The organism is Riemerella columbina (assembly GCF_030517065.1).
Taxonomy (GTDB): Bacteria; Bacteroidota; Bacteroidia; order Flavobacteriales; family Weeksellaceae; genus Riemerella; species Riemerella columbina_A.
Map to the genome: position 1 here is coordinate 719,375 of NZ_CP103950.1, position 12,954 is coordinate 732,328.

Here is a 12,954-nt window from a genome sequence, read left to right on the forward strand (position 1 = left end):
GTAGTACCAGTGGAATGTTATAAATAATGAAATCATATCGTAATAAATATAACCTTTAATATACAATAGATGAAAAAATCTTTATTCTTTGCCTTAGTTTTGCCCACAGTATTTTATGCACAATCGGGGCGTGTGGGCATCAATACCACGGATCCTAATGCGACGCTGGAGGTCAACACCACCGAAAACGATACCGCTAAGGGAATTCTCATTCCTCGTTTGACCGCAGAGGCAGTGAAAATGATGACGGGAAACAATGGCATTGGCGAGGCACAAAACTCATTGTTGGTCTTTGTATCGGCAGGATTTAGCAACGCTGGTGACCAAACAAGGGCTTATGCTAATATTAACGCCAAAGGCTTTTATTATTGGGATTTCAACACTAAATCTTGGAAGAAAATCATGGATTCCGATGCACCAACAGGGGGCGGTAGCATTTACGAAGCAGACGAAGGAATGTTCCTCACGGGCAATGTGTTCCACCGAAAAGGCTTGGAAGAAGTGAGCTCACAAGTGGTAGTCAACGGTGAACCTGTAACCAAAAAAGGCTGGCGATACATCGGTGCACCGAACCGAGAATACGCTCCCACTGGGCGATACGCTACGGATTTATCTTTTCTTTCCACAATTCCCGAAAATCCAGATGATGAAACCGAAAAGGTCACCGTTACGGAATACAGCCAAGATACTGGCGAAAAAATCTATGATTACGATAAATTTTTCTCCGATATTAAAATGGACATTACAGAGCGTGATTCTTATTTTCCCTTTAACGAGGCGGGCGCTTCTGGTGATTATTCGTTGAACAAAGGTTTGTATAATATCGCATCTAATGCCAATACCACGGCTTTCGGAACGGCGAACCGAGCCAAAGGCGAAAATTCTTTGGTCAATGGTTTCTTAAATACCACTTTGATGAAAAATACCACGGCGTTGGGTGAATCCTTACACGCTGATTTTTAAAACGAAACGGTGGTAGGAATGTTCAATATGTGCTTGTTAGACAAAGATACAGAGGCACTCCGAAGATCGGCAAGGCGAGGAATGGCGTTGAAAAATCCGATAACTTCCTATGTGGCTTCCTCTGGTTATGGCACTATGGCACCGCTTTTTGTTGTGGGAAATGGCTATTGGAATTCGGGCGGTATTGAGATCTCGGAACCATCTCACGCGCAGCGTTCTGATGTGTTTGCCGTGCTACAATCTGGAATGGTGGGCATCAATATCGATTCTTTTTATAAAACTACCAGTGATGCTATTTTGCAAGTGAATGGACAGGCTGTAATTGGCGAATTTGCTCAAAATTATGACCAATCAGGCGAAAAACCTCAAAATTGAGGACGATTATCTCAATTATACGCAAGCTCAGCTCGATGTGCGTGGTGCGATAAAGTCGGAACCCCATCGGATACAATGGATTGCACGGATTACAATGCTGGCTCTATTCGCTATGTAAAAGATGATGACAACAATAGCCACTTTGAAGGATGCGTTCAGCAAAGTGACGATTATGTATGGAAGACGATTAGTATGTAACATCTTAATAACTAAGGAAAAAAGACAAAACTGTTTTTGGCATATGGCTGAAAACAGGTTTTTTATGGAATTTGGTTTAAAAACTTTCAGGTTCCAAAAAAAATACTAAATTTGGAGTGTTTTATCTGTATTGTATAAAATTAAATCAAAATGAGTCAGTATTATATTGAAAACCTACCAGAGTATTTTAAAATTTATAAGAAATCAATTAAAAATCCTAAAAAGTTTTGGGATAAAATTGCAGACGAGAACTTCGTGTGGTACCAGCGCTGGAGTAAAGTGCTGGATTACGATATGAATAAAGCAAAAATCAAGTGGTTCAAAGGGGCAAAACTCAACATTACTAAAAATTGCATTGACCGACATTTGTCGGAGCGAGGGCAGAAAAATGCCATCATTTGGGAACCCAACGATCCACAAGAGCCTACGCAATACATCACTTATCAAGACCTCTATGAGCGTGTGGGGAAAATGGCGAATGTCCTCCGTGAACAGGGCATTGGCAAGGGCGACCGTGTATGCATTTACCTCCCAATGATTCCAGAATTGGCGGTGTGTATGTTGGCGTGTGCTAGAATTGGCGCTATACATTCGGTGATTTTTGCAGGGTTTTCGGCATCTGCCGTGGCTTCTCGCGTTAATGATTGCGAGGCGAAAATGATCATCTGTTCTGATGGCAGCTACCGTGGCAATAAAGTATTGAACCTGAAGAGTATCATTGATGAAGCGGCTCAAAATACGCCTACCGTGGAGAAAATCCTCGTGGTAAAACGCACCCACAACGAGGTGGAGATGAAAGAAGGCAGAGATGCGTGGTTGGCACCGCTCTACGAGGCGGCTCCCGTGGATAATATTCCGCAGATTATGGATGCCGAAGATCCGCTGTTTATCCTTTATACATCGGGGTCTACGGGCAAACCAAAGGGGATGCTGCACACCTGCGCAGGCTATATGGTTTATTCCGCTTATACCTTTAAAAATGTCTTCAATTACAAAGAAAATGATGTCTATTGGTGCACGGCGGATATCGGTTGGATCACAGGGCATTCCTACATTCTTTATGGACCGCTTGCCAATGGGGCGACCACTGTAATTTTTGAGGGGGTGCCGACTTATCCGCAGCCAGACCGCTTTTGGAAAGTGGTAGAGAAGCACAAAGTTACCCAATTTTATACCGCACCGACCGCCATCCGTTCCTTGGCGAAAGAATCTTCGGAATGGGTAGAGAAGCACGATTTGTCCAGTCTCCGTGTGATAGGCTCGGTGGGAGAACCGATTAACGATGAGGCTTGGCATTGGTATAACGACCATGTGGGCAAGAAAAAATGCCCGATTGTAGATACTTGGTGGCAAACGGAAACAGGTGGTATTATGATTTCGCCAATTCCTTTCGCTACGCCCACCAAACCAACTTATGCCACGCTGCCGCTGCCAGGCATTCAACCTGTATTGATGGATGACAAGCGCAATGAAATTACAGGAAATCAGGTAGATGGAAGTTTGTGTATCCGTTTTCCATGGCCAGGAATTGCCCGCACGATTTGGGGCGACCACGAGCGCTATGTGCAGACTTATTTTTCGGCATTTCCAGGGAAATATTTTACGGGCGATGGCGCATTGCGAGATGAGGTGGGCTATTACCGAATAACAGGTCGGGTAGATGATGTGATCATCGTTTCTGGGCATAACCTCGGTACCGCTCCGATTGAGGACAGCATCAATCTCCATCCAGCCGTGGCAGAATCGGCAATTGTGGGTTATCCTCATGAGGTAAAAGGCAATGCCCTCTATGGCTATGTGATTCTGAAAGATACTGGCGAAAGTCGTGATAAAGAGAACCTTCGCAAGGAAATTAACCACCTGATTACGGACACCATTGGGCCTATTGCCAAATTGGACAAAATTCAGTTTGTATCGGCGTTGCCTAAGACCCGAAGTGGCAAAATTATGCGCCGTATTCTCCGTAAAATTGCAGAAGGCGATTTCAGTAGCTTCGGCGATACCTCCACGCTCCTCAATCCAGAAATTATAGAGGAAATTAAAGAGGGAAGGCTGTAAGTGTGACTAAAAATCAAAACAGGCTATCCTATGGATAGCCTGTTTTTTATGAGATAAAAGTTGGATTTTAATATCCAAAAGCTTCATCAATGCTGAGTTCTACAAAATCTCCCAGTTGGTTGACTGCCTTCATATCCAAGTTTTCTTTTTTACCTATGATTGCGGTGTTGTACTGTATTGGCTGCACTTCTTTTTGATAAAATTGTGTGAGGCGGTCTAATGACAGCGCTTCTATTTCTCGGTAAATATCTTTTCGGATATCGTAATCTACGCCCCATTTTTTCATCGTTTGATAGGTGAAAAAGAGGTTTTGTCTGGTAATTCTTTGCGTGGCAATTTGCTTCAAAGCGGCGTTTTTAGCATTGTTAAATTGCGCAGGGATTTGTGGCAATTTATCCATTAACTCGTTCATAGCGCTGATGGCTTGCGGCAACTTATTGGCTTGTGTTCCGATGTAGTTGGTGACATAATCGTGTTTGCCTAACTCCGCAGGATACGCATAAGAAACATACGCCGAATAAGCCAGAGAACGGGCTTCGCGGATTTCTTGGAAGACGATAGAAGATAAGCCTCTACCAAAATATTCATTGAAAACGCTGATGGCGCCAAATTGCTGAGGGTTAATAATTTCGCCTCTTCCCACTTTGCTCATTTCCATTTGCACCATATCGTAATTGATGAAATAGACTTTGCCCACCGTTTGAGGTTCTGGATAGATTTTTGGCGCTGGTGGCGTTAAGGTTTTTTGATTTTCTGTTTTGGCTAAACCGTTCTGAGGCATCGCTTGTTTAAAGGCATCTAAATTCTGCCCATAGAAGAAAATTTCATAGTTATAATCCAAAAGGCTATGGATTTTCTGCGTGAATTCCTCTGCGGTAGCCGCTTTTAAACGCGCCTCGCTCACCACATCTCTAAAGCGCGAGTCTTTACCATATTTGGCGTAATTGGTCAGCGCTTGCATAATTCTATTTTTATCTTTTTTGCTTAATTCTCTGGCTTCTAATGTGGTACGCACCATTTCTTTATAAATCGATTCATCGGCTTTTGCGGTGCTGAGCCATTGGTTCATTAAGGCGATACCTTGCGGGATGTTTTCTTCTAATCCGCTGAGGCTGATGTAGATACGGTCTGTGCCCACACGAATATTATAACTGATACCGATTTTAAAAAATTCCTGTTTTAATGCTTCAGGGCTGTATTGTGGTGTGCCTAAATATTCAAATAACTGTAACGCGATGCCCCATTCCTTATCGTTATCATTGCCGAAAGGGAAAATATAGTTCATTTGCGCTAAGTTATTTTTGATATTCTTAACGAAATTGATTTTTATGCCGTGGCTATTTTCTGTGTGGATTTCTTTCTTAAAATCTACAAATTCAGGCTTTATCTCATCCGTTTTCTCATTGAGGATGCTACTAAGGAACGGCGATTGTGCCTCGCGGTTGAGCTGTATAGGCGTGATGCCTGGATTTTCTACCCTTACCAATTTATCATTGGTGCCTTTTTCCTTATAAACTACGGCATAATTATCTTTGAAAAAATGGTTGGCAAACTGCACCACATCGGCTTTGGTCAGCTGTTCATAGTTTTCAATTTCCTCTAATTCTTGCTCCCAAGTTCGGTTTTTAATGTAGGCATCATAGAGGGTGGTGGCCAAGCCATCGGCAGTTTCCAAGCGTTTGAGGTTGCTTTTCTTCATATCGTTGATGATGGCAGGGAGCATCCAATCAGGGAAGTCGCCTTTTTTCAACAACTGAATTTGGTCTAAAAGGAGCTGTTTGGCATCATCAAGGCTTTGCCCTTCTTTAGGGACAATTACCATTGAAAAATAACCATATTGCTTAAACGGTGAGTTGAAAGCCGAGGCTCTTAGGGCTTTTTGCTTTTGATTGATGTTAAGGTCTATGAGCCCTGCCTCTCCGTTATTAGACAAAATTTGTGCGCATAATTCCGCCAATCTGGAGTCCTTAGTGCCGTAGTCTGCCGTGCGCCATGCCATTTGTAAACGCGGTGCTGTAGGGCTTTTTACCACTCTTTTGATGATATGGGTGAGCGGTTGCTCTTTGACAGCTTGCTTTTGAGGTAAGGCTTTGTATTGAAATTGCCCAAAATACTGTTCCGCTAAGGCAATGGTTTTATCAAAATCTAAATCTCCCACCAGCACTAAGGCGTAATTGTTTGGCACATAGTAATCATTGAAATATTGGTGTATCGCCTTCATAGAAGGGTTTTTAAGGTGCTCCGATTTTCCAATAGTGGTCTGTTGTCCGTTGGGGTGGTTGGGGAAGAGGGCGTCCATCAACTCGTAGTTGACCAATCTGAAATCGTTATCTTGGGCGCGGTTAAATTCCTCATAAACCGCCTCTAACTCGGTGTGGAAGAGCCTAAGCACCAGTTCCGAAAAACGCTCGCCTTCTATTTTGAACCATTTTTCTAACTCGTTGGAGGGGATGTTGTTTTTGTAAACCGTTTCATCTAACCAAGTGTGGGCGTTGGTCCCCGAGGCACCGAGGGAAGAAATCGCCTTGTCGTACTCGTTGGCAATGGCGTATTTAGACGCTTCTTGAGAGGTTTGGTCTATCTTTTTATAGATTTCTTTTTTCTTTTCAGGGTTTGGCTCGGCTTTGTGTTGCTCGTATAAATCCGAAATTTGGTTGAGGAGTTCTTGCTCTTTTTTCCAATCTTGCGTACCTATTTTGGAAGTACCCTTGAACATCATATGCTCCAGATAGTGAGCAAGTCCTGTGTTGTCTTGGGGGTCGTTATTACTGCCCGTTCTCACAGGGATATAGGTTTGGATTCTTGGGGCATCGTTATTTTTAGCGAGGAAGATTTTAAGCCCATTTTTCAGGGTGTATATCCTCACGCCGTTGGCATCGTTAGACACGGTGGTGTAGGTGTGTCCGTGCGCATCTTGATGCTGTATTTCGTTATATTTCTGTGCTTGCATAGCGTGGTTAATCATTAAAGTAATCGCAATGGTTGTGATGATTTTTTTCATTTTTATACCTTTTTATTCAAGTTAATGCTGATTTATTTAGGATATTTTACTGATAAGGCTTGCAGAATAGCCCAAGTTTCTGGATCTAAAATGCCATCGCATCTTTCTGGGCGGAAGTGGTATTGGAAGGCTTCTATTACCTTTTTAGAAGTATCATCCCAGTTGCCCGTAGGCGTTATATTATAGCCAAAATCTTTGAAAGCCGTTTGCACTTTAAAGATGAAAGAAGGGCTATCGTAGTTGTAATCAATATCGCTGGTGGCGGTGGCGTAGAAATTTTGCATGGTATCGGCATCGTACCACATCCCGATTTGATATTCATCATAGAGCCTTTTCCAAGGGAAGAAAGGTCCTGGGTCTTGCTTTCTGGTCGGCGCGATGTCCGAGTGTGCGAGTATCTGCGTTGGTGGGATGTTGTAGCGCGTAACAATATCTTTTACCAGTGCTGCCACTTTTCTAAATTGATGCTCAGGGAATGGATAAAACTGTTTGTTGCCTTCGGCATCTGCGGTGTAGCCTCGGTTCACAATCTCAATGCCGATAGAGTTGTCGTTCATTCCCGTGGTGTTGCGCCAATAACTGATGCCAGCGTGGTAGGCTCTTTTATTTTCATCTACCAGCTGCCAGATTTCATGATCCTGAAAATCGCTCACCAGATAGTGGGCGCTCACGCCTCTTTGCGTTAAAACCCTTACCGAAGCATCATTATCTAAAGCTGTGTAATGCAGAATAAGGTAGCGCTGTCTAAAATTCTGCGCCACAGACGGAAAGTTTTGAAGCGAAACTTGGTAGCCTTTCGGGTGGGCAGAAACCACGGAGCCCCAGCTGATGGTATTGTCATTTTTGCTAAGGTCGCCAATGTTTTGTTTATAGAAAAAAGGTGCATTGCCGCCACTGTTTTGGCTGATGTTTGCCGTATTTTCGGTTTTTGTAGGCGTTGGTTTTGATGTGGTCGTGGTGTTTGCAGGTGTTTTTTTAGGGGTTGCCTGTTGATGGACTACATTTTTTTGAGAACCACAAGAAATGGTGATGAGTCCTAAACCTATGATAAATAGTGTTTTATGCATTGTTTTTATATTTTAAAAATTAAAAGCCCAAAGATAAACATAAATTTTTTTGTAATTTTTTTGGTAGTTAAAAAAAAACGTTCTATATTTGCACTCGCAATTACAGAGCAGACGATAGTTAAAAAATCAAGGAGGGTTGCCGGAGTGGTTAACGGAGCAGTTTGCTAAACTGTCGGCTCGCAAGGGTCGCATGGGTTCGAATCCCATACCCTCCGCAACTCAGTACAATATTCGGGGCGTAGCGTAGTCCGGTCATCGCGCCTGGTTTGGGACCAGGAGGTCGCAGGTTCGAATCCTGCCGCCCCGACTTTTTCATAACCTATTTATTTTTTTAGGGTGCGTAGCTCAGCTGGATAGAGCATCTGCCTTCTAAGCAGACGGTCCCAGGTTCGAATCCTGGCGCGCTCACAGACCGCCTATTATCAGGCGGTTTTTTGTTTTTATACCCTTTGCTTTCTATCTCTTTCAAGCATCAATTAAAATAGTATTTTCATATTTTTCTTATCATTTTCAATACCTCTTATTCTTCGGATAGATTTTATAATAAAGTCATCTTTATATTTTGAAGCGCTTTATTTTTTAAGTGGATATTGTGTATAAAATCCTTATTTTTGCAAACTTAAAAAACCTTAAAATGTCACTACAACAAGAAATAGCGAAAAGAAAAACCTTTGGCATCATCTCCCACCCAGATGCGGGTAAAACCACTTTAACGGAGAAATTATTGCTCTTCGGAGGGGCGATACAGGAGGCTGGAGCTGTAAAATCTAATAAAATAAAGAAAGGCGCCACCTCAGACTTTATGGAAATAGAGCGACAAAGAGGGATTTCCGTAGCGACTTCGGTTTTGGCATTTGAGTATAGAGGCCATAAAATCAATATTTTGGATACTCCAGGGCACAAAGATTTTGCCGAAGATACTTATAGAACGCTCACAGCGGTAGATTCCGTGATCGTGGTGATTGATGTGGCGAAAGGGGTGGAGGAGCAAACCGAAAAATTGGTGCAAGTTTGTAGAATGCGGAATATTCCAATGCTCGTGTTTATCAATAAGTTAGACCGAGAGGGTAAAGACGCTTTTGACTTATTAGATGAGGTAGAACAAAAACTGGGGCTTAGCGTGGTGCCTTTATCATTGCCGATAGGGATGGGCGCTGATTTTCAGGGGATTTATAATATCTGGGAGAGAAATATCCAGCTCTTTTTAGAAGAAAAAAAACAAAAAGTAGGAGAGAGTATCACTTTTGATGATATTCAAGATGAAGCCATTGACCAAGCTATTGGAGAGCGCGCTGCCACAAGGCTCCGTGAGGAATTGGAGTTGATAGAAACCGTTTATCCAGAGTTTGATAGAGCCCTTTATATGAAGGGCGAGCAACAGCCCGTATTTTTCGGTTCGGCGCTGAATAATTTTGGGGTGAGGGAACTTTTAGATGCCTTTATAGACATCGCGCCGATGCCTCAGCCCAAAGAGTCTGATATCCGTTTGGTGGAACCTGATGAGAAGAATTTTACAGGCTTTGTCTTTAAAATCCACGCCAATATGGACCCTAAGCACAGAGACCGCTTGGCTTTTGTGAAAATTGTATCAGGGACTTTTAAAAGAAACGAAAATTACCTTTTGGTAAGGGAGAATAAAAAAATGAAATTTTCATCGCCAAATGCCTTTTTTGCGGATAAAAAAGAGGTGGTAGATGAGAGCTTCCCTGGGGATATCGTGGGCTTGCACGATACGGGGAATTTCCGAATCGGAGATACGCTGACCGCAGGTGAAAAGCTACAGTTTAAAGGCATTCCAAGCTTTTCGCCAGAGCATTTTAGATACATCAATAATACGGATCCACTGAAGGCGAAGCAACTGGCCAAAGGTATAGACCAGCTGATGGACGAAGGTGTGGCGCAGCTGTTTACTTTAGAGATGAATGGTAGAAAAATCATCGGTACGGTGGGCGCTCTGCAGTATGAAGTGATCCAATACCGACTGGAGCACGAGTATGGCGCTAAATGTTCTTACGAGCCTATCAACATCCACAAAGCGTGCTGGGTAGAGGCAGATGAAAAATCTGAAGAGTTTAAAGAATTTGCCAAGCTGAAACAGCGTTTTCTGGCTCGGGATAAATACAATCAATTGGTGTTCTTGGCGGATTCTTCCTTTACCATAACAATGACACAGGAGAAATTTCCGAATGTAAAACTCCACTTCATCAGTGAGTTTAAATCATAAAAAAACAGGCTACTTTTTACGGTAGCCTATTTTTATGGAAAAATCAATCAAACTCAAACTTTTTTATGCGCCGTAGTGGACTTTTACTTCCTCTAAAACCGAAGCGTCACTGGAGTCGGTAGAGGTGCCCAAAGACATTTTAAGATTTTTGTATTGCGCAGTGTCTGCCAAGTAGTTTTTCAACTCCTCTTGAGAGATGCCAGGCCCTGTGATGTAGAGCTCCACGCTATTGGTAATGGCTTTTTCTATCTCTTTAAAAAATTTAGTTCTGTTGGTTTGTTCGGCGTTGTGAGCTGCATTTTCGTTGGAATTTCCACCTTGGTGGTGGGCTTTTAGGTGCTCGGTTACTTTGAACTCAGACACCTCTTGTCCGTTATGATTTTTTACAACAACTGCCTTTTCATGGTCTATCCAAAGACCCGCTAATTTTTTATCTGACATAATTTTAAAGTTTTTTAATCCGCCTTATCTCATACAAATACCGTGCAAAAAAATGCAAAGCGTTTATTTTTCCAGCCAATCTTGCTCTATATAAATGTTTTTATTTTTGAGATTTTGCTTGATTTTTGCCGTTTGCTGTCGCATCAATTCTTTTGCCGAAAGGGATTGTCCATCTTTGGTTATGAGAGTAATTTGAGAGCCCGCCGAGGCGTTCATCAGGTTTCGGAACGATTTTGTCGGGTCTTCTCTGTTTTCCAAAAAGAGCTTTTTAAACTGCGCTTGGCTCACGCTAACATAAGATTTTGACAATAAATCTGGCACCGAAGCGAGGCGTGGATTGATGCCTTTCAGTTCAAAAGAAAAATCTTTTTTCGCATCTTCTATTTTAACGATGATGCCAGGCAAACTGTGGAATTTATACGGTCCATCGGGGATGGGAATTTCGGTGGAGAACCACGCCGTCCATTGTCTGCCGCCAAAATGAAGGCTGGCTTTTTGCGTTTCCCACTCGCCAATTTTTTCTTTTTCGGGCAAAATATGCCATTGGAGCTGGCGGTCATCGGCAACTTTATAGGAATCCACCCCGATTTTATCGTAATAAAAAATTTGATATTCAGGGGTAATTTTCTCTATAATATAGCTAATTTTCGCCTTTTTGGATTTCGGTGTAGTGAGCGAAATGTTTTTTATGGAAGACCCGTTCAGTTGAGATTCTATTTGTGTTGGATGAGGGAATCCTGTTTGAAGCGGTTGTAGGAATAGAATACAGACTTTTTCGGGGTGATGTCTAAATACATCATTTCCACTTCGGGGTTGGCGTGCTGGGCGGAATCCGTTACGAATTTGGCTTCGTAAATCAATCGCTGATTTTGAGCGTTAATTTGGGTTAATCCTAAAAATAATAGGATTTTAAATAAAGTTTTCATAATATTTTGGAATTATTTTGATTTCGTGGTTATACTGATTTCTCTTTTATCTTTTCTGTCTGTTATATTGATAACTTTAATGTCTTTAGACTGTAATTGTTGAATAGTTTTTAAATTGGTAGGGTTACCGTTGAGTAAATAGGTGTATTCTTTGGTTTTGGTTGGTTGATCTTTATCACTTTTGTTGATGATGATGGTATTTTTTCCCTCAAGAAAATCAAGGTTGAGCTGTTTCAATTCCGCTTTGAGTTCCTTTTTGGCTTTCTCGGCTTCTTTTTTAGCGTATTTCGCCGCTTCTTTGGCTTGCTGGACTTGCTGTTGAAACGCTTTAGAATTGACTGTTTTTCTGATTTCTTGTGCCTCTTTTTCGGCTTGCTTTCCAGCTTCTCTGGCTTGTTGGGCGGCTTTTTCTGTTTGTCGTAATTTGATTTTAAAATTTTTGGAATTTAATTTTAACTCTAAGGAATCATATTGGGCTAATGCCTTTTTCAGCTCCTTTTCAGCCAATAGATATTGTCCTTCGGCTTCTTTCGCTATTTTTTCTATGTCTTTTAATTGAGCTTGAAAATCATCAGAATTGATGTAATTTTCTATATTTTCGGCATTTTGGGTCAGTTTTACCACGGCATCGTTAAGTTTATCGCTGTTTAAAGACCAACCTAAATCTTTATTCGTTTCATTTTTAGATTGTTGTGAAGTGTTTTGATCCTGATTTTCCAATAAAGGCAAAGTTTTTTTAGTGGTATCTTGTGCAATATTGGCAGGAACGATGGTATTCTTTTGAGTTTGATTTTGTTGTTCAACTAACTGATTTACAGTGTTATTAAAGTCTTTGATTTCTTTATTTTTCGTATTGACCGCGTAGGCAAAAACTAAAATAAAAATTAAAGGTAGCGTGGCGGCTTTCCGAAGATAAGCGAACGAGGTGTTGGATTTTTTAAGCATAGTGAGGCGTTTTTTAATGTGAGAAGAGAAAAATGGATTGGCAAGATGTGCCGCATGAGAGGAAAAATGACTGGCGAGGAGCATTTCTGCAAACGCCTTAGTATTAGACTGTTCGATGGATTTTTTGTCCGCTAAATACTCGTGGATTAGGTGGAGTTCTTTTTTGATGAAGTAGAACATCGGATTGAACCAAAATACCACTTGCACCAAAGAAATAAAGAGCTTGTCCCAAGAATGTCCTTGGGTAATGTGAACGATTTCGTGTTTGAAAATCATCTGTCCCACAGGCGATTGCAGGGAAATGTCTTCTTTCCAAAACAGATTTTTGAAAAATGAAAACGGAGCATCTTGGCGTGTAGTGTGGTAGAATGAAACCCCGTGGATTTCTTCTTTTTGGCATTGCTTTTTCAGCTTTTGAATTTGCCAAATTCCTGCCAATAACCGATATAATAAAAATAAACTAACTAAACTTAATACGCTTATAATTATTAAATTAAATAAATTAAAACTCGGTGTTTCAGGTTGGGCAACGGAAGATTTTTCTCCATTGATGAGATAGAACAACTGGGGGCTGACTTCCACCGTGAAATAGCTGATTTTCAGCAATGGAAGAAGCAAACTCATCACCACCGAAAATAATAGGAAAAACCGATTATAATGGTGGAAAGTCTTGTCTTTCAGGAAGATAAAATAATAAGAAAGCAGCACGCCAGAACAAACGATGCTCTTGAGGGCGTAGATATATAAGGTTTCCAT

General features: G+C 41.6%; 11 protein-coding genes and 3 tRNA genes. 8 read left to right on the forward strand and 6 right to left on the reverse strand.

Features of this window, described 5'->3' with window-relative positions; all coding sequences use genetic code 11:
* The first annotated feature begins 69 nt into the window (after positions 1–69).
* The 4 genes from NYR17_RS03440 (at position 70) to acs (ending at position 3,594) form a co-directional block, all read left to right on the forward strand.
* Positions 70–963 (forward strand): hypothetical protein, encoded by an 894-nt coding sequence (locus NYR17_RS03440; protein WP_302506422.1) that lies wholly within the window; start codon positions 70–72, stop codon positions 961–963.
* Between the two features lie 18 nt (positions 964–981).
* Entirely contained in the window at positions 982–1,338 is a 357-nt protein-coding gene (locus tag NYR17_RS03445; protein WP_302506423.1) for a hypothetical protein, read from the forward strand.
* Entirely contained in the window at positions 1,307–1,456 is a 150-nt protein-coding gene (locus tag NYR17_RS03450; protein WP_302506424.1) for a hypothetical protein, read from the forward strand. Before NYR17_RS03445 ends, NYR17_RS03450 begins: the two co-directional genes overlap by 32 nt.
* A gap of 230 nt (positions 1,457–1,686) precedes the next feature.
* Positions 1,687–3,594, forward strand: coding sequence for an acetate--CoA ligase (gene acs / locus NYR17_RS03455; protein ID WP_302506427.1), 1,908 nt, complete (start codon positions 1,687–1,689; stop codon positions 3,592–3,594).
* Positions 3,595–3,661: 67 nt separating this feature from the next.
* Here the strand turns inward: acs and NYR17_RS03460 are convergent, their stop codons facing one another.
* Both NYR17_RS03460 and NYR17_RS03465 read right to left on the reverse strand, forming a co-directional pair.
* Positions 3,662–6,544, reverse strand: coding sequence for a M16 family metallopeptidase (locus NYR17_RS03460; RefSeq protein WP_302506980.1), 2,883 nt, complete (start codon positions 6,542–6,544; stop codon positions 3,662–3,664).
* An 83-nt stretch (positions 6,545–6,627) separates the two neighbouring features.
* Positions 6,628–7,662, reverse strand: a complete 1,035-nt coding sequence (locus tag NYR17_RS03465; protein WP_302506429.1) for an N-acetylmuramoyl-L-alanine amidase — start codon at positions 7,660–7,662, stop codon at positions 6,628–6,630.
* A gap of 130 nt (positions 7,663–7,792) precedes the next feature.
* Here NYR17_RS03465 and NYR17_RS03470 point away from each other — a divergent pair.
* The 4 genes from NYR17_RS03470 to NYR17_RS03485 all read left to right on the forward strand — a co-directional run bounded on the left by NYR17_RS03470 (position 7,793) and on the right by NYR17_RS03485 (position 9,886).
* Positions 7,793–7,877, forward strand: a tRNA-Ser gene (locus NYR17_RS03470).
* Positions 7,878–7,894: 17 nt separating this feature from the next.
* Positions 7,895–7,969 (forward strand) — tRNA-Pro (locus NYR17_RS03475).
* A 27-nt stretch (positions 7,970–7,996) separates the two neighbouring features.
* Positions 7,997–8,070 (forward strand) — tRNA-Arg (locus NYR17_RS03480).
* Between the two features lie 226 nt (positions 8,071–8,296).
* A complete protein-coding gene (locus NYR17_RS03485) occupies positions 8,297–9,886 on the forward strand; it encodes a peptide chain release factor 3 (protein ID WP_302506431.1) in 1,590 nt (529 codons plus the stop codon).
* 63 nt (positions 9,887–9,949) lie between these two features.
* Here NYR17_RS03485 and NYR17_RS03490 read toward each other — a convergent pair whose 3' ends face one another.
* The 4 genes from NYR17_RS03490 to NYR17_RS03505 form a co-directional block, all read right to left on the reverse strand.
* Entirely contained in the window at positions 9,950–10,327 is a 378-nt protein-coding gene (locus NYR17_RS03490; RefSeq protein ID WP_302506432.1) for a hypothetical protein, read from the reverse strand.
* Between the two features lie 63 nt (positions 10,328–10,390).
* The gene (locus tag NYR17_RS03495) at positions 10,391–11,092 is read right to left on the reverse strand and encodes a GLPGLI family protein (protein ID WP_367997964.1); all 702 of its coding nucleotides are present in this window, start codon (positions 11,090–11,092) and stop codon (positions 10,391–10,393) included.
* Positions 11,041–11,253: a hypothetical protein gene (locus NYR17_RS03500; RefSeq protein WP_302506434.1), complete on the reverse strand. Its 213-nt coding sequence runs from the start codon at positions 11,251–11,253 to the stop codon at positions 11,041–11,043. The genes NYR17_RS03495 and NYR17_RS03500 overlap by 52 nt, the downstream gene beginning before the upstream one ends.
* Positions 11,254–11,265: 12 nt before the next feature.
* Positions 11,266–12,954 (reverse strand): M56 family metallopeptidase, encoded by a 1,689-nt coding sequence (locus tag NYR17_RS03505; RefSeq protein ID WP_302506436.1) that lies wholly within the window; start codon positions 12,952–12,954, stop codon positions 11,266–11,268.